18 protein-coding genes are annotated in these 16775 nt (G+C 31.8%); 13 read left to right on the top strand and 5 right to left on the bottom strand.

The window, feature by feature from the left end:
* Positions 1–88 precede the first annotated feature (88 nt).
* Together AAGG74_RS17975 and AAGG74_RS17970 are read right to left on the bottom strand one after the other, a co-directional pair.
* Positions 89–2596 (bottom strand): hypothetical protein, encoded by a 2508-nt coding sequence (locus AAGG74_RS17975; RefSeq protein WP_429676587.1) that lies wholly within the window; start codon positions 2594–2596, stop codon positions 89–91.
* A gap of 1 nt (position 2597) precedes the next feature.
* A complete protein-coding gene (locus AAGG74_RS17970; RefSeq protein ID WP_429676586.1) occupies positions 2598–4649 on the bottom strand; it encodes a hypothetical protein in 2052 nt (683 codons plus the stop codon).
* A 312-nt stretch (positions 4650–4961) separates the two neighbouring features.
* Between AAGG74_RS17970 and AAGG74_RS17965 the strand changes: the two genes are divergently transcribed.
* The 3 genes from AAGG74_RS17965 to AAGG74_RS17955 all read left to right on the top strand — a co-directional run bounded on the left by AAGG74_RS17965 (position 4962) and on the right by AAGG74_RS17955 (position 7796).
* Positions 4962–6422, top strand: a complete 1461-nt coding sequence (locus AAGG74_RS17965) for an aldehyde dehydrogenase family protein (protein ID WP_429676585.1) — start codon at positions 4962–4964, stop codon at positions 6420–6422.
* 115 nt (positions 6423–6537) lie between these two features.
* Positions 6538–6837, top strand: coding sequence for a hypothetical protein (locus AAGG74_RS17960; RefSeq protein WP_429676584.1), 300 nt, complete (start codon positions 6538–6540; stop codon positions 6835–6837).
* Between the two features lie 161 nt (positions 6838–6998).
* Positions 6999–7796 (top strand): glycosyltransferase family 2 protein, encoded by a 798-nt coding sequence (locus AAGG74_RS17955; RefSeq protein WP_429676583.1) that lies wholly within the window; start codon positions 6999–7001, stop codon positions 7794–7796.
* Between the two features lie 41 nt (positions 7797–7837).
* Here AAGG74_RS17955 and AAGG74_RS17950 read toward each other — a convergent pair whose 3' ends face one another.
* Entirely contained in the window at positions 7838–8182 is a 345-nt protein-coding gene (locus AAGG74_RS17950; RefSeq protein ID WP_429676582.1) for a hypothetical protein, read from the bottom strand.
* Between the two features lie 313 nt (positions 8183–8495).
* Here AAGG74_RS17950 and AAGG74_RS17945 point away from each other — a divergent pair, with 313 nt between their 5' ends.
* From AAGG74_RS17945 to AAGG74_RS17920, 6 genes are all read left to right on the top strand, one after another.
* Positions 8496–9053 carry a hypothetical protein gene (locus AAGG74_RS17945; RefSeq protein WP_429676581.1) on the top strand — a complete coding sequence of 186 codons (558 nt, stop codon included), beginning with the start codon at positions 8496–8498 and terminating at the stop codon, positions 9051–9053.
* Between the two features lie 65 nt (positions 9054–9118).
* A complete protein-coding gene (locus tag AAGG74_RS17940; protein WP_429676580.1) occupies positions 9119–9661 on the top strand; it encodes a hypothetical protein in 543 nt (180 codons plus the stop codon).
* 22 nt (positions 9662–9683) lie between these two features.
* Positions 9684–10220: a hypothetical protein gene (locus AAGG74_RS17935; protein ID WP_429676579.1), complete on the top strand. Its 537-nt coding sequence runs from the start codon at positions 9684–9686 to the stop codon at positions 10218–10220.
* Between the two features lie 284 nt (positions 10221–10504).
* Positions 10505–10918 (top strand): hypothetical protein, encoded by a 414-nt coding sequence (locus AAGG74_RS17930; RefSeq protein ID WP_429676578.1) that lies wholly within the window; start codon positions 10505–10507, stop codon positions 10916–10918.
* Positions 10919–11094: 176 nt separating this feature from the next.
* A complete protein-coding gene (locus AAGG74_RS17925) occupies positions 11095–11643 on the top strand; it encodes an undecaprenyl-diphosphatase (protein WP_429676577.1) in 549 nt (182 codons plus the stop codon).
* Positions 11644–11659: 16 nt separating this feature from the next.
* Complete coding sequence (locus AAGG74_RS17920) at positions 11660–12019, top strand: type II toxin-antitoxin system RnlB family antitoxin (protein WP_429676576.1); 360 nt, start codon at positions 11660–11662, stop codon at positions 12017–12019.
* A 451-nt stretch (positions 12020–12470) separates the two neighbouring features.
* On the opposite strand, the gene AAGG74_RS17915 is transcribed toward AAGG74_RS17920, so the two are convergent.
* Complete coding sequence (locus AAGG74_RS17915) at positions 12471–12695, bottom strand: hypothetical protein (protein ID WP_429676575.1); 225 nt, start codon at positions 12693–12695, stop codon at positions 12471–12473.
* A gap of 104 nt (positions 12696–12799) precedes the next feature.
* Here AAGG74_RS17915 and AAGG74_RS17910 point away from each other — a divergent pair, with 104 nt between their 5' ends.
* Positions 12800–13477, top strand: coding sequence for a hypothetical protein (locus tag AAGG74_RS17910; protein ID WP_429676574.1), 678 nt, complete (start codon positions 12800–12802; stop codon positions 13475–13477).
* Between the two features lie 453 nt (positions 13478–13930).
* On the opposite strand, the gene AAGG74_RS17905 is transcribed toward AAGG74_RS17910, so the two are convergent.
* Positions 13931–14263, bottom strand: a complete 333-nt coding sequence (locus AAGG74_RS17905; RefSeq protein ID WP_429676573.1) for a hypothetical protein — start codon at positions 14261–14263, stop codon at positions 13931–13933.
* A gap of 173 nt (positions 14264–14436) precedes the next feature.
* On the opposite strand from AAGG74_RS17905, the gene AAGG74_RS17900 reads away from it, so the two are divergent.
* From AAGG74_RS17900 to AAGG74_RS17890, 3 genes are all read left to right on the top strand, one after another.
* Complete coding sequence (locus AAGG74_RS17900) at positions 14437–14751, top strand: hypothetical protein (protein ID WP_429676572.1); 315 nt, start codon at positions 14437–14439, stop codon at positions 14749–14751.
* Between the two features lie 172 nt (positions 14752–14923).
* Positions 14924–15556 (top strand): hypothetical protein, encoded by a 633-nt coding sequence (locus tag AAGG74_RS17895; protein ID WP_429676571.1) that lies wholly within the window; start codon positions 14924–14926, stop codon positions 15554–15556.
* A gap of 143 nt (positions 15557–15699) precedes the next feature.
* Positions 15700–16653 carry an L-lactate dehydrogenase gene (locus AAGG74_RS17890; RefSeq protein ID WP_429676570.1) on the top strand — a complete coding sequence of 318 codons (954 nt, stop codon included), beginning with the start codon at positions 15700–15702 and terminating at the stop codon, positions 16651–16653.
* Positions 16654–16775: the final 122 nt, after the last annotated feature.

The following is a 16775-nucleotide window of genomic DNA, read 5'->3' as shown; positions in this document are numbered from 1 at the left end:
TGATTTTTAATATTATATAAGATAAATGAGCCCGAAAGTAAAAAAATGAAAAAGCGGTCCTTATGAAAGTAAGGTCCGCTTATAAGATTTATTTTGTAACAATTTTAACAGTAGAAGAAGTGTAAGTTTCTTCATCGTGACCCTGAGCATATCCACCCACAGAGTCCAAATACTGTTTGCCGTTTTTTGACTTACTGATATAAACATATACGGTATCTTCGTTTGTCGGAATAGAAACATCATAATGGTTTGACAGAACTAATACTGCTCCCATTTGATCAGCTTTTTCTTTTAAAAGTTTTGCAAATAATTCTTTAGCTTTCTTAGCATTTTGAGAATCCAGAGAAGTATAAGTATATTCCAGGAATATTGCTAAACGTTCATTGATAGAATCAGAATTATTTGTTTCATCTACGTCAGCATTATTTGCTGTTTCGACATCAATAAATCCGAAGTCTTCTTTTGGTCTTTTCTTTTCTGGTTTTCTATCGGAAATTTTTGTTAACCTCACAACTGCTCTAGCAACATATGCGCCTTTGTAAAATGCAGTTAAGAGTTTTTTATTGGTGTCAAAATTTGACAACAATGCATCACTATAAGAACCGCCTTTCCAGTGTTGGCAAGTTTCTACAGGGTATTGTCCCAAACGAATTGTTTTTTCAAAATCAGAAGTTTCGTGTACTTTTAAAGCATCGTCGCTTAATGATAAGTCTTTTTTCCAAATTTCCTTGGCTTTGTCAGTAATCTCGAGACCGATTTCCTTCGTGAAGTCTTCGTCAACAAATTTGATATCTGTTAACTTTCCTGCGATTTCTGCTTTAGTAATAAGAACAAGGTTCTTTTTTTGTCTACTTTCAGAGTTTCTATACAATTTGTTAAAGACCTTGGTTAACCCTTTTTCGTGAAAAGCAATGTAACTATCAAGGTTATCTTTTATAAATTCATCGCTGAAGTTCGTTATGTTTTTGAACTCTTGAAACTCTTCATCGCTCTCGTATGAAATCTTTTTGATTTGTTGGAGTGAAATACCTTCTTCAAGATCGAAATCCAAGATAACTTTAATGTCATCTAATGTCTTGATTTCACTTATGAATGGTTTACATTCATCATAATAAATGATAGTAAATAACGAAACAACATCATCGTTAGTTAGGATTGAAATTTCTTTCTTTCGTTGTTTGAATCCTTTTTGAGAGAATTGATCTACTAGAGATTGTATGAAACCTGGTTTAAATTTAAATGTGTGACTGTTTACCGTAACTCCCTTGCAATCTTTAGTATAGTTAAAGTTAAACGCAGGTAGTTGTCTCAACAATTTTAAACGATCGTCGATCTTAATATTTCTTGATATGGCTTCCTGATAAAATTCAAAATGGAAAAGACTATGTTTTGTGATTAATTCTTTAAACTCGTTTAAAGTTAATAGTACATTGCAATCTTTGAAATAACTAACAATCCCTCTTGCTTTATCAAAGATATTATACGGAGAATCACTAAGACTCATTATATCTGATTTACTTAAAGTATTTAGATTTACTAACTGTCCCATTTCTTCGTATAAACCTACGTGGACAAATTTGTCTAACTTACTGTATTGTTCTGTAGCAATTTCTATCACTGTGTCTAAGAACTTTTTCTTTTTATTTTTAATAAGAAATTCCACAAAGATCTTAGAACTCTCTGATAGAAGATCAGAAGTGAACAACACACTAATTTTTGGTCCGTATAACGTTTCAAAAATGTTTGCATCCGAATTTAACTGATTGTGTGCCAATTTCATTTCCATTTTTTTCAATTCAGATAATGAAGGTGTCAAATTTAAACGATAGTATTGAGACAATATTTCATAAATTTGTTTTATTGACGTTTTTTCAATTAATGATTCTAGTTTCTGTTCAGTCTCTTTCGATAATCCCATCTCTCCTAAAATATTACTTAGTCTGCTATGTTCTGATTGAGATAGCATTTTTCTCTTATCCAGCTGAAACACTTTGTTGTAATAGAGAACCGTTGGATAATTGTGGTAGTAATGATTTTGACGCGGATTTAAGAAACTATAAAGAGAAATTTGATACCCTCTAGTTATTACTTCGAAAACAAAAGTCCATATATTGTCTCTATCATAACTTGGTAAAGTACCTTCAATAAATCGATCTAATAGTTCTTCACTAAATTCAACATTGTGTTTATAACAGGAAAGTAAAAAATATAAAACTCTCTCTTCAATCGATTTACCAAATGAAGAGTTATCATACCGTTTGTAAAGTTCATTTATATTGCTAGCAGATTTAAATAATTCCTCTAGATGTTCATTTTTCAAAGATATATTTTCAGAAATGTTGATTAACCATAAAACCAAATTCGTATCGCAGTTATAATATGATAGCCACTGTACAATTGGTTTCTGAGATATAGATTCAAGTTTCATAATATTTTTCCACTCAGAAATGTTGAATTTTTTCGATGATTGATCCTGTTGATTAAGAATATAATCTTGAACTTCTTTATTTAATGAGAAGAATGCTTTGAAGTTAGTTACGTTATTGGTTGCTTTTTTGATTTTCATCATTTGTTTTTCTAATTTAACTGATAGCATTTTAAAATGCTCCTTTCATCATTTCGTTTTTTATTTTGGTTATGTTAGATTTTATGCTGGATTTTCTCAATTCTACGAAAGATTCGTCTAATTCAATCAATTTTTCTTCGATGATAGTATTCCATTTTATTAATTCGTCATTCGATAATATAAAATGTAAACACTCTCGAGCGTATAAAAGTTTTAATTCAGCTTTATGGTGTTGAGCAGAGAGGTTTTTTAGGATATATGATCGAAGTTCAGGTATGGCCTTGATTAACTCTAGATGTTCTTTGAACAATTTAGAATAGCTTTTTAAAACATAAGCAGAATTAAATTGTTTTTTGAAATTAGTTATTTCTTTATCTAATTTTAATTTCCGAAGTTGTTCTTCGCTGCCGAATAATTGAATAACTTCCTCTTTTGTCGAATCATCCATCCAACCAGAATCTGCTAGGTACCATAAAGATTCGCTTCTTTGGTCTTGAGAAATCCCAGCAGTCTCAACAAAATGGTCATTCAATAATAGTTTAATTAGTTCATCAACGTAATTTGATCTGTTTTCAATAGCATCAAGGTATAAAGAACAGATTGAATATGTTAAACGATCCAGTGATTTAAGATAAAGAAATCTTATCTCTATTTGGCTTCTAACAATGTCTAAAGGATACATCTCGAGGTAAGCGTCAATATCTGGTGAAGATGTCTCTGATAGATAATCAAATAACCAAGAAACATAATTTTCATTAATAAAGAAATTTGTGTTTTCAGGTGAATAAATTTTTAGTCTTAGAAGTTCTTTGAAGTAAACACTATAAAATCCAATTCGTAAGTCATATTCCAATCTTTTTGATTCTAATTCTTGTGCTAATTCTAAAGGAATACCATTGTCAAAGAATGGCTGTTCTTCAATTGTGCTGATCATATAATTGAATATTTCTTTTTTCTGCTCGTCGTTGAATATATCGCAATTGTAATAATCATAAAGTTTTTCAACTTCTAAATAATCAGCGAAACTAATATCTAAGACTTCTTCTGTAATAGAAATTATGGTATTGCGATTATTTTCATTTGGAATAGCAGGAATTAACTTGGCTAAAGTGACTAATCGAGTTTCGAATAACTTTCCGCCTTTGTCTAACCAACTATGTTTGTTATTTCGCACATCAGCGAAAAAACTATTAGGAAGATCTTGATCTTTTTTGAGAATCTCGGAAACATAATTAGTATAGATGCGTTCGCAGCCTGGGTGCGTTATTTTGGAATCGATGACTCTATTTGAGAATATATTGGTTGTTACAAATATCGTATATAATTGATAGAAGTCCAGAGAAGTCCAGTTAAAAGCATCTTTGTACTTATCGCTATATTTTGTTTCGGTCCTCAACATACTTGTAAGTAAAGTTACTTTGATGTGTTGTTCTTTGTTTTTAAATAAGGATTTTTTTGGCTTACCTAAATTTAAAAACGTTTGAACAAACAAAAGAACTGAGTAATGATCATTTATATCAACTTTGTATCGATCCAAAAATGCCAGACCTAAATCTTCATAGTAGTGTTCAAAACTTTTTTGAACACTATAATACTTGTCTTGGCTGCTCATCAGTAAATAAAGTTCGTCTCCAGTTAATGTTTCAATTATTCCTTTAATTTGTTCATCTACAAATTTCAAGTATTTCTCTGCTACTGAGTCTTCTTCCGCTAATTTAACACCGATAGGGTAAAGAAGGAGTTGAAGAAAACCATCATTTTTCTTTTTTGCATATGCGTATAACTTTTTAAACGCAGTTTTCTTTTGAATTTCATAAAAATCACCAGTGATATCATAATCACCAGAATGTGTTGAGATAGTTTTAGCGAAAACCAGTGAATGATATGCTAATGCAAATGAACGCGCATCCTGAATGGAATTAACTAAATTTCTTTCGTCGAATCGTTCCATCGTTTCTCCTATATATTGGAGATTATGATTCTTTTGGAATCTAGCGATTGTCGGAATATCTTTTATCATTAGCAAAGACAGATCATTTAAAAGTTCCTTATTAAATACTTGATTATTAGTAGTCTTTTTCATTATGAACACCTCATATATTTGTTTTTTAGTTCCTTTATCTGTTGCTTATTTTAAGCAGAAAATAAAAAAAGGTTGAAAAAAAATAAAAAAGTGAAGATTTAGTTAATTTTCGTTTTTGTCACAAAATAGACAAAAAGTGATTATATACATAGGAGAACAAAGAATTAAAAGGAGCTATTATATGTGATAAAATTCAGAAACATAAATTTAAAAAAGTGGTTGTACACACATTAGAAAATGCGATGTATGAAATTAAGGTCAATCACGACAAAAATTAGATATATTTTTAACTTTTAAGGGGTGTATGTTTCTATGTCTAAATTTGAACAACTTAACAAAAGCTTTATTAATGGGGAATGGGTGGAAGGTAAAAGTAACCGAACTTACGATATTACTGATCCTTTTGATAAATCTGTAATCGCTACGTTAAAATTGGCTACTTCAGATCAATTAAAAGATACTTTTAAAATTGCGGAAATAGCTCAAAAAAAATGGGCGAAAACATCAGCAAAAGAAAGAAGAGAAGTTCTTCAAAAAGCCTTGGATTATCTGAAAGCAAATCACGATGAAATCGTAAATATAATTGTAAGAGAAACAGGCGGAACTATTTTGAAAGCAAATATTGAATTAGGTATTACTTATGATGAATTGCAAGAATCTCTTAATATGGTAGATGCTCTCGATGAGGTACGAACTGTACCTGGAGCTATTCCTGGTAAAGAGAATTACATTCATCGTCTTCCGTTAGGTGTTATTTCTTGTATTACTCCATTTAACTTTCCTATGAATTTAGGTATGAGAACAATTGCTCCAGCTATTGCATTAGGTAATGCTGTTGTTCATAAACCAGATATTCAGGTTGCATTTGCCGGTGGTCAAATTTTGGCTAAAGCTTTTGAGGAAGCGGGTCTTCCTAAAGGTGTATTCAATTCAATCCTTACTGATCTTCAAGAAATAGGGGATGGAATGTTAGATAACCCGGCTGCACGTCTAATTAGTTTTACTGGATCTACAGCTGTGGGTAGACATATCGGGAAAATTGCTGGCGAAAACTTAAAACGTGTTGCATTAGAACTTGGTGGAAACGGACCGTTGGTCGTGCTTAGTGATGCTGATGTTGATCGCGCCGTTGACGCAGCGATTTTCGGTAAATTCGTGCACAATGGCCAGATCTGTATGATTACAAACCGTATTATTGTTCAGCGTAATGTCTATGATGAATTCGTTGAAAAATTCGTAGCAAGAGCAAAAGAACTGAAAGTTGGGGACCCTAAAGATCCTTCTACTGTAATTGGACCGATTGTTAATGAACGCCAAGCTGAAAAAGTGATTGGTTTTGTTGAACAAGCTAAAGCAGATGGGTTGAAATTGGCTCTTGAAGGCGAACGTAATGGGAACGTTATATCTCCGTTTGTATTTGTTGATGTTCCAAATGATTCTAAATTGGCACAAACTGAAATTTTTGGTCCAGTTGCACAAATCATTCCTGCTGAAACTGACGAAGATGCTATCCGCTTCGCTAGTGAAACAGAATATGGCTTATCTTCAGCGATCTTCACGAAAGATCTTGAAAAAGGGCATAAACTAGCACTTCAGATTGATGCGGGTATGACTCACGTTAATGACCAAACGGTTAATGCTCAGGCTAATGTTGCTTTTGGTGGTAACAAAGCTAGTGGTTTGGGTCGTTTCAGTAATCCGTGGATTGTTGAAGAGTTCACAGTTACAAAATGGGTATCAGTACAGAACCGATACCGTGATTTTCCTTTCTAAGAAAAACTAAATAAAAGAACTTACCTATTTGGGTAAGTTCTTTTTCATTTATTTTCTAAGTGAACAATTATTTTATATATAATGAGTAAAACCAATGATAAGGTGGAAGACAAAAATGGATAATGTAAAATATACTAAGGAAGAATTCGTAGAGTTTTGTAAAGAAGTCCAAAAATACAGTGAATATGAATATGAAAATGAACAAATGAAAAAGACAGAAGAGGGATATCATTATAATGCGGAGCTTAGATGTCCGGATAATTATAGAATCCCATTTAAAATTAAATTTGATGGAGAGCGTATTACTTGGGATGAACCTGAATTCTATAGTGATAAGTTAAACGATACGAAACCTTTTTTTGAAGATGTAATGGAAGAAATCTCAACCGCTTTTATCAGTAAAAAACAAAAATAAACATATATCTATTTAACTTACCTTAAAAAAAAGGTAAGTTTTTTTATTTTCCTGCTAATTCTTTGTAATTGCAAAAAATTTTTTTTATAATAAAAAACAACGATAAATATAAAACATAGTTCTTTATATAAATAGATTAAATGTAGTAGGGAGAGATTATCTTGGGGGCAGCAAAATTAACTTTCGTAGTACCCGTATATAACCGGGAAAAATATATCGCAAAGAGTTTAAAGAGTATTTATGAACAAACATTACAAGAATGGAAAATGATAATAGTAGATGATTGTTCTAATGATTGTTCGGTACAAAAGATCAAAGAACTTACTAGAAATGATTCGCGAGTCACGTTAATTCAGAAAAACAAAAATGAAGGTGTAGGTAAAGCGTTAGGAGTTGCTTTGCAATATATAGAAACTCCGTATTTTATGGTTGTTGATTCTGATGATTGGTTAGAAAATAACGCGGCCGAAGTTTTGCTGAACAAAATTGAAAGTTCTGATGATGGTGTGTCTCTAGTTTACGGAAATACCTTAACCTGGGAAGATGGGAAGGGCAAATTAATCAAAAAAGATTTAACAGTTAATAAACCATTTGATGATAAATACGATTTTATTATGTATCCTCCTATGCCGGCACCAAGAATGTTTTCAACAGAATGGGTTAAAAAAGTAAATGGTTTTGAAAATGATGATCCGTATGGAGGAAGATTTGCTGAAGATAGATATTTATTGTTGAAGTTGATTTCCGTTAGTAGATTTGAGCACGTTGATAAGATGATTTATAACATTAGAATACATAATAAAAATACAACTAAAAAAGAAAATAGAAAATACTTTGGAGAGGTTAGAAAATACGTATATTCAAAGCTGCTAAGAGAATGGGGAGATGAATTCGAGCCTGTATTCGAATGGCTTGATTCAGGCTGGTTAAAATTATGCGCGTTGAAACCGAAACATTAAAAAACAGAGGAAATCATCCTCTGTTTTTTTGTTATAATGTTTTACTTTTCACCATCTAAGATGGAATGGATTAAGTGATAATCTTCGTTCATCAAATTGTGATTCTCCAGCGTTATCAAAGCTAATTGAATAGCTCTATGCATTCGGTCTAACTCATTTTCTTTCTCCTGTTTGTATGTATTGTATTGCTCTCTCACTCGTTTGACATCATTTTCTCCAAGCTCGATTAGTTTCTCATAATTGTAATGCGGTTGGTTACCAATCCAGAGTTCGTATTCTTCTTTTCCAGGAAGATAGTTGGCAGTAAAACATAATGGTTGACCTTCTTTTTTTAACATATTAGTTAGTTCACCGATATTCTTAATCTTAGTGTGTAAGGTACTCATTTTATTCCTCCAAATTTTTTACAATTCAAACAAACGGAACTAATTGCATTTGATTTTCGTTTGCTTGTTATTAAGGTTGCTAAATAATTGTACAATGAATAATTTCCTAATATGAAAATCATAAAAATAATATTGCAATTTAGTCTGTAAATGAATAAATGAAAAGCAGAAGGGGAGAGGTTGAAATGCACTAATAACATTAAGGAATAACTCTATATTTTTTTAAAATTCTCTTATATGGTGATTGTGGAGAATCGGAAACAAAGAGTTTCAACTTATCATTCCAAAAAATACAAACAAAGGGGTAAAGGTTATGATAATCGAATATTTTGCCAATAAGGGTATCAATCCACATTTCTTTTATTTATTTTGTTTTATTATGTGTATTGTTTTATTAATAGTTGTTCTTGCTATTGCTGTTTCTAATTTGAATGATCTTATTAAAGGACCTTTAGTTTTACTAATTGTTTTTTGGTTAGCTATTGGTGTCACTGGTTTGATTAGCTCGATTGATGAAGAAAAGAAAAGTATGCCAACTACTTTAAAAATTGAAAAAAGAATTGAATTAGAGCCTTTTAAGAACATAAAAGAATGTACATATGATAATTATCTTACTGTCAAAGATTATTCAGATATAACTAAACTTATATACAAAAAAACAACAAAATATGGAGAGGTTTTGAAAACCATTGAGGCTGGGAATAACCCTCTAATTTATAAGAAACAAGTTGATCAAGATAAAGCGGAATTGATAATTGTAAAAAAAGTCTATGCAAATGGAAATGTACAAAAATATTACCCTTATGAAGTGTATGGCCAAGATAAGGCTGAATTTTTCAAGTTAGTAATTCCTAAGAGTTGTAAGGGATAAGGTGAGGAAGAAGGTCTTTATCATCAAGAATTATATACCGTTTATATCTAGATGGGGGTTTTCATTTGTTGGTAGAGTTTCTCGCAGGATTAGGTATAGGAAGAATATTTTATTTAGTGATTTTTGTATTGATATTTTTGATTATTGTTGCTGCATTTGCAATTGAAATAAATTTCTATTCTAACATTGCGTTTAGTTTTAGGGCATTCATTTATTTTATTTGCGTTGTCATTATATTAGCGTTAGTTCATATGTGGGGGAGCATAGTCCAAGAATTGAAAAATGATTTTCCTACAAAATATGTAGAGGGAAAGGCGTATGAAATTAAGGTATTTGATGGTGAAAATGAATGTGATTTTGAGTCATACATAAAAAGTGGGGCAGTGCAAAAAGTTTTTAATGAAAAATATGGCGAGAGAATTGAAAAAGAATATTTAGATGGATTCTTTAAGCGTGTTGTTTACAACAAGAAAGAAGACATAAAGAAACCAGTTATAAAAGAGTTAAAACAAGTATATAAAAATAAAAAAATACAAGATGTATTTCCATATAAGGATACGCCTACTTACCAATTGATACTGCCTGAAAAGTGTGATAGCACACATTAAAATTTTATTTAGGGGGGGCGTTATGTTAGTTAGATTCCTAACTGATTTAGGATGGGGATTAGGACGGGGAATTGAAATCATTTTTCTGATATTGATTTTTGTTTTAATCTTCACGTTGGCTTTTTTATTAGACAATCCTAATAAAACAAAATACATAAAAGTGGTGGCTTCGGTGCTTACTTTAATTATTGTAGGAACGTGTATTGCATTGTGGATTGATTTAGAGAGAGAACTTAGTCATTTACCGACTAAATACTCAGTTGAGAAATCGATCAAAGTATCATCTTTTGAATCCAAAAAAAAATGTAGCTTTTCTTCTTATGTTGATAAATATCATTATGTTCAAAAGATAACGGAAAACGAACTTGGTAAGCATATAGATGACTATTATTTAGAAGGGCGTAATCGTGTTATTTATAATATAAGAGAGAATGTAAAAGAGCCTGTATTAAGAGTCATACAAAGAGTTTATAAAGATGAAAAAATACAAAAAGAATTTCCGTATCACGATAATGATGAAACTTATCAATTAGTTCTTCCGAATAAATGCAGTAATTAAACCAAACTATATATAGATAAGAGTTTTAATATAAGAATCAACTCTGGGTACGATTCACTGGGGAACGCTGGCAACATTCAAAAGCAGCTGGATGCGAAATCCGCTGCTTTTTCTATTGTTAATTTGCCGATAAACAATGTGCTATTAAGTGTTTTATTTAGCTTGTAAATTTGAATTTACTTCTCAAAAACCAATTAGTTATCTAAGAAGCGTCTTTTTTTATTTTTTTCTTTTTTTTCAAAAACTGATGTTATTATTTGAAAAAATAAAAAGGACTGATGTTAATGAGTTACTTTAACGCAAGATTATATTTAACGAATCCACTAAATTTTATCGAACTTAATTTAAAAAATGATCTAATAAAAGAAAAAAAGAACATTGGGAAAAATGAAGTTGAAATTTATGCAATGGACCGTTTTGATGTTTTTCTTTTAAAACAGATGGTTGAATCAGAAAAATCGGTTAAAGATCAATTTACATTGTTTAAAATGGATATGACATCAAATGATATTGAAGAAATGGTAGCTAAAGATGTACAAAAACATAAAATTGTCGCTTTTGAAAACAATGCTTATTTTTACACAGAGAATGGATATTTAAGAAAAAAATATTTATTAAAAGTAAAAGAAACGGGCAAATATTTATGTTTTGTAGAGAACATAACAACTGAAGAAAAAATTGAACAAAGAGCAAGTTGATTAATCGAGACAATAAACTCCATCAATAAATACATAGAAGCTTAACCATATCGGTTAAGCTTTTTAATTTTTCTAAATAAGAGAAGGCTAATCATAAAAATATGGTATTGAAAATCCAATTCTTTAAAGAATAGAATGTTATTTTAATAATTATTTGCAAGGGAGAAAAAAGACGTATGAACTATGAATTATTCAAGAGTATTAATCAATTTGCCGGTTCACACCCTTTCTGGGATGCTTTAATGGTTTTTGTCTCAGAAAGAGCACTAATTATTTATGCTGTCGTGCTGTTATTGATGTGGTTGTTTGGAAAAGAAGAGCATAAACACACTGTTTTAGTAGCAGCGGTAACCGGTATAGTTGCACTAGCATTTAATTTTATCATTGCTCATATTTATTTTGAACCACGTCCATTTGTTTCTCACACTGTCAATTTGTTAGTTCAGCATAAAGCAGATGCATCGTTCCCTAGTGATCATACGACAGGTGCTTTTGCTTTATCTATAGCTGTCTTATTGTGTCACAGAAAGATCGGTTTCTGGATGATTCTGTTTGCAATAATGACTGGTATCTCTCGGATCTATGTAGGAAATCATTATCCTTTTGATGTGCTTGGGAGCATTATTATAAGTATCATAGTGAGTTTGCTCGTTTACAAAATTAGGCCTCTCCTGAAACCTGTCTCTAGTTTTTTTATAACAAAATTAAGTTTTAAATTTAGATAGACTGGGGTTGTGCTGGATGACTGATATAGAGATTATTGACATATTTGATGAAAAATACTCTTGTTGTTTAATGGTTTTAGGAAGTATCCACGATTTGAAAGTAGAGATAGATAATGTGGTTAAAACCAAAGAGGTGGATGGAGAAATACTGTTAGACACATTGCTTCATTCGGGAAATGGTGATGATCGTTTTTATACCATTCAAGCCGATCAAGGGAAACTGAATTGGGATACTTTAGAATTACAGCTTATTTCTAAGCGAAGTGAAGTGAGGAAGAAAATTTCGAAAGTATTAGCTGCGGATAAGCATCTTGTTTTAAATTCTACATTAACTAATGTGCAGAAAAAAATGGTATTAGCGGGGATTGGAATATAAAATTCCTACAGACTGATATGAAGCCATCCTAGAACCAGAAGATCGTGCCTCGATATGTATACAAAAACTTAAATAATCTTAATTGTAACTTTCTTTTCTTAAATTAGAAGGTTGCAACACACAAAATCCTAGGGGGCTTCTAGGATTTTGTGTGTTTTACTGCCTTTATTTACAGCAGCCAGAAGCACCCCTATATATGCTGAAAAAACTTGCACTTTTTCGCCAAACACTTGTTTTCACAAATTTTAGAGAATAAACTATAGACGTTGATTAATTTAGTCATATTTATTCTGTATGAATCCTTTTGCGCAGAAGTCCTAGGGGAAACCTCTGGGATTTCTGTGTTTTTATATGCATTTGTCCAGCATTCAGAACCGGTACCCGAAAATAAAAGAACAAAAAAATGAGGGTATATTTTTTTTGGAAAGTACAGGGTCCCATAAGGAATCTGCTATTTTTCTTTTGGAAGAGTGTAATAAAAAACGACGCTTAAAACCAAAAAGATTATAGGAATAATAACTAAATTGCTGGCAATCAGACTTTGGTCAATCGCGCTTTCTGCTGTATCAACTGTTGAAGTCATCAGAATCACGTCTTTTAGACGGTCGAACACTTGAAGCAGAAAAAAGGAAAATAGGCTTAAAAACAATGAAATGACCGAGTATTTAATACGCATAATTAAACACTTCCTCCTATTCCGTTGAAAAAATTTTTTTGAATTTACTGTCAACTAAATGTATAATAGCATAGAACGCCAAAATAAAGAAGGAGGATTTTGCTTTGAAAGTAGGACAAAGGAAGTGTTTTAAAGGGCTGTTTAGCAAATTGTTGATGATGAGTTTGGTTTTTGTTTTAGCTCTACCGGTTTACTCAATATCTGCATCGGCTTCAGAATCAACTAACATCGAGAATTTACATCCTGAATCCGATGGAGCTACTGAGGGTGGTGTTCTTCAGGAAGCTGTATCTGACAATGAAGACTATGAGATAGTGGACGTTACTTATATTCCAGAATCTCAAAATGACGAAAAAGCCTCTGTGCAAGCTGTTTCAACTTGGTGGGAGACAACAAGAAAAGACTATCAAGGGATTAAATATGGTGGGTGGAAGACGCTAGTTGAACGGAACTCCGGAAATTCTGGTTCAATCACAATTAAGTTCACCAAAACCCGTTCAAATTCGTATTCCGGCCAATTAAAGGTTACTAAAAAGATAATGGATGCTTTTGTGGGTTTTGACATAAAGAAAGAATATCAGGTATCTGTTGACGATCGACATACTGGGCTAAGTAAGAAAAAAACGTATTTGGCTCAATACAGAACAAGAAATAAAGAATGGAAAGTTACACAAACGCAATACGAGTTAGAAAACTGGACTGGAAAAAAACGAAAAGTTGGAACGAAAGTTATAACTGTGAAAAAACAAGACGGTTTTAATACTCGTGTAAAAGCAAAATAAAGAAATGAATTCAAACATTTCAACATAAGTTGTTGCAATACGTAATGTAGGATATAATTAACTCACAATTACCATACTACTAGATTTTTTTGCAACAATTTAAAACATCCAACATCCAAACACTCGAAATCCTAGGGGGTAACCTCTGGGATTTCTGTGCGTTTACAGACCTTTTTCTACAGCACCCAGGAGTACCCCCTTGTTTTCTCGAAATAAATATAATAATCAATAGACGGCAATAATAGAGTGGAATGCAATTGCAATCTACTTATTTATTAATTTCTTTTCCAATTTCAGAAGCAAGTTATCACAGAAAAGTAATAATACTGACACAAAAATCCTAGGGGCGGCAACCTCTAGGATTTTTTTGTTCTTCTATGCTTTTTTCTAGGACGCCCAAGAGTACCCCCCATATAAGCTGAAAAAAAGAGGAGTATTCCTGATAAGAACGGGTTATCGTACCAACAAAGAAACAAAGTTTTTAAAATAATCTTCTGCATCTTCAAGACTTACACTATCAAAAAGTTCATTCACTGATTGCTCTACATAAATAGCCGCCTCTTTGCCAAAAATCATTTTAGACAATACGAAGCGAGTAAACGTTAACACATCAGATTGTGTGGTTACGTCAGGAAGCATATTCCATAGTATTCGCATAGCAGCGTTAGCAGTTTCTGGTGGTAGATCAGGAGTAAGCATCATCCCTCTGTATATGTACCCCATAGCTACCTCTTTAGTTAATTTTTTTCCATAAATAACAGCTCCTTTTTCTTTTTTTAATTCCATATGAAGTACAACCATTACATCAGTAAAAAGCAAGCTTTTTTTTTATTTTTTTGGCCAAATGTTTTGTACCAACTAAAGTAGGCGATTCTTTTAGAAAAAAATATTTTTTCGCCAACAAAAACGTTTTTTGAATAAAATGATTGAAAAATAATAAACGAAAAGGGATGAAGGTAATGTTGTCATTGGTTACGATTGAAAAAGAAAACGTGAAAGAAAAACTTTATGAACTATTCTATTTTGATAATGATATTATTGGTGAAACGGGTGAAAAATTTGTTGATAACAAAGCCAAAGAATTGGGACTTAATTCTACGCTAGATTTGTTTATATATGAAGCTGAATCTCAAACTTCTGATTACAAAGAATTAGCTAGAATGGTTGTCGATAAATTTACTAAATATCCTGAAACCAAAGAGTTTTATAAAGAAGTGACTGCTAAATTTGAAAATGTAGCAGACAAAATGGTAGTAGCTTTATCAGCGCTATGAGTAAATCTATAAAGGTTTGGCACATTTGTGTTAAACCTTTTTTATTTTTATTGAAATTTATTTTGGAAAACGTTGAAAAATCGAAATGTAAAATAATAAAATATAATTGTTGATTATGAGGGTGGCCTCGTAATTGACGAGGTCCCCAAGAAAATCAGAAGGGGATAATTGAATGACAATAATTGCAGAGAATGAAATTGAATTTAAAAATTTCTTAAATGATGGTTATGAAACAGGAGTCTTCAAACTCAAGCTTAAAAAACTTGGTGAAAATCGAGAGAAGAAGAAAGTTAGTATGCTTGTCTATAAAAGAAAAACTAAAAATAATGTTTTCACTCTTTATAAAAAAAGTGATAATAATCATAAAAGTGAATTTGCAGTGTACAAAAAGGAAAATAATACACTGTTCACCGAAGATGCTAACCAATTCATTAGTTTTCGAATTAACTTCTCAGAGAAAAATGAAACTTCTCATAAAACCATTATTCATTCTCCGAAAAAGGAACAACATATTGTCTCTAGAAAACAACCGGTTGCTGTTAAGCCTGTGAAGAATGAAGTATCTAAGAATCCAGAGTGTACAGTTCAACCATCGAATCAGATGCTAGATCGAATTAAAGAAGTATTGTCTAATGAATTAAAGAATGCAAAAAAAGTTTGGGCCATTTTAAATAATGGTGAAGAGTTGCAATTAGATAATAATGTCTTTGAAGAATCTAAAGTTACATACTTGGGTAATACCAAAAACTATGTGAAGTTGCTTGATATCCAACAACTTAAGTTTAGAAAAAAACTATATCTCTGATTCGAAAAAGCGCAACCTTTATAGGTTGTGTTTTTTTAGTTTTTGAAGGGAAGTTTCGAAAAAGAAACAATAGAATATGTAGATACGAAAAATTTTTTAATAATTTATGTGAAACTATTCACAAATTATGAGGAGTGAAAATTTTGATCAAAAGTAGAAAAACAGTCATTATAGGGACAGGATTTGTTGGATCTAGCGCGGCATATAGCATTGTAAATAAAGAAATTTGTGATGAATTGGTGTTAATTGACGTAAATGCGGAAAAGGCGAAAGGAGAAGCATTGGACTTGTCCCATTGTGCAGATTTTTTGAATTCTCGAGTCAAGATTAAAGCTGGAGAATATGAAGATTGTAAGGATGCAGATATAGTAGTCATCACAGCTGGTGCAGCGCAAAAACCCGGACAAACGAGATTAGACTTATTGGAATCGAATATGATTATTATGAAAGTCATTGTATCAAATATTATGAATAGTGGTTTCGATGGTTTGTTATTGGTTGCTTCTAATCCGGCAGATGTAATTTCTTATATTGTGTGGAAGTTATCCGGATTGCCGAAAAATCGGGTTATTGGTACTGGAACATCATTGGATTCATCTAGACTTAAAGTCAATTTGAGTGACATTTTCAACGTAGATCCTAGAAGTATAAATGGGTTTACGTTAGGAGAACACGGAGATTCACAATTTGTCCCTTGGTCTTCAATCACAATAGGAACAAAGTCTATTTTAGAAATAATGAAAGAGGATCAACAAAGCTTTAAGGGAGTAAATCTCGATGACATTGAAAACCAGGTTCGAAAAGCTGCGTATGAAATCATTGAGAAAAAGGGGTCTACTTATTATGGGATTGGTGCAGCAATAGCAGGGGTTGTTCGTTCTATATTTAACGATGAACATAGCGTAAGAACTGTGTCAACACTGTTGCAGGGGGAATACGGCCACCAAGATATCTTCACAAGTGTTCCAGCCGTGCTTACAAGCGAGGGAGTAAAGGAGATTATTCAATTAAATCTTAACGATGAAGAGAAAGAAAAATTCTCTCATAGCTGTAAGGTGTTGAAACAAAATTTGAATTCTCTGAAATTAAGTTCCTAAAAAACATTGTAGTTAAGCCAAACGATTCTCACAACAACTCAAATCTCTTCTAGATGATCTTAGCCATTTTCTTTGCCACTTAATAAGGATTCTCGTATTCCCGGCGTCTTTGTTTATCTAAA

Source organism: Bacillus mexicanus, assembly GCF_050445615.1.
Lineage (GTDB): Bacteria > Bacillota > Bacilli > Bacillales > Bacillaceae > Bacillus > Bacillus mexicanus.
Note: the sequence above shows the minus strand (reverse complement) of the source record. Positions and strands in the feature narration are given on the sequence as shown.

Coding starts and splice junctions, on each gene's coding strand:
- AAGG74_RS17905 (WP_429676573.1), bottom strand. CDS start 14,263: ATGGAATTAAAAAAAGAAAAAGGAGCTGTTATTTATGGAAAAAAATTA.
- AAGG74_RS17925 (WP_429676577.1), top strand. CDS start 11,095: ATGAACTATGAATTATTCAAGAGTATTAATCAATTTGCCGGTTCACAC.
- AAGG74_RS17950 (WP_429676582.1), bottom strand. CDS start 8,182: ATGAGTACCTTACACACTAAGATTAAGAATATCGGTGAACTAACTAAT.
- AAGG74_RS17965 (WP_429676585.1), top strand. CDS start 4,962: ATGTCTAAATTTGAACAACTTAACAAAAGCTTTATTAATGGGGAATGG.
- AAGG74_RS17915 (WP_429676575.1), bottom strand. CDS start 12,695: ATGCGTATTAAATACTCGGTCATTTCATTGTTTTTAAGCCTATTTTCC.
- AAGG74_RS17970 (WP_429676586.1), bottom strand. CDS start 4,649: ATGAAAAAGACTACTAATAATCAAGTATTTAATAAGGAACTTTTAAAT.
- AAGG74_RS17920 (WP_429676576.1), top strand. CDS start 11,660: ATGACTGATATAGAGATTATTGACATATTTGATGAAAAATACTCTTGT.
- AAGG74_RS17900 (WP_429676572.1), top strand. CDS start 14,437: ATGTTGTCATTGGTTACGATTGAAAAAGAAAACGTGAAAGAAAAACTT.
- AAGG74_RS17945 (WP_429676581.1), top strand. CDS start 8,496: ATGATAATCGAATATTTTGCCAATAAGGGTATCAATCCACATTTCTTT.
- AAGG74_RS17960 (WP_429676584.1), top strand. CDS start 6,538: ATGGATAATGTAAAATATACTAAGGAAGAATTCGTAGAGTTTTGTAAA.
- AAGG74_RS17935 (WP_429676579.1), top strand. CDS start 9,684: ATGTTAGTTAGATTCCTAACTGATTTAGGATGGGGATTAGGACGGGGA.
- AAGG74_RS17975 (WP_429676587.1), bottom strand. CDS start 2,596: ATGCTATCAGTTAAATTAGAAAAACAAATGATGAAAATCAAAAAAGCA.
- AAGG74_RS17895 (WP_429676571.1), top strand. CDS start 14,924: ATGACAATAATTGCAGAGAATGAAATTGAATTTAAAAATTTCTTAAAT.
- AAGG74_RS17930 (WP_429676578.1), top strand. CDS start 10,505: ATGAGTTACTTTAACGCAAGATTATATTTAACGAATCCACTAAATTTT.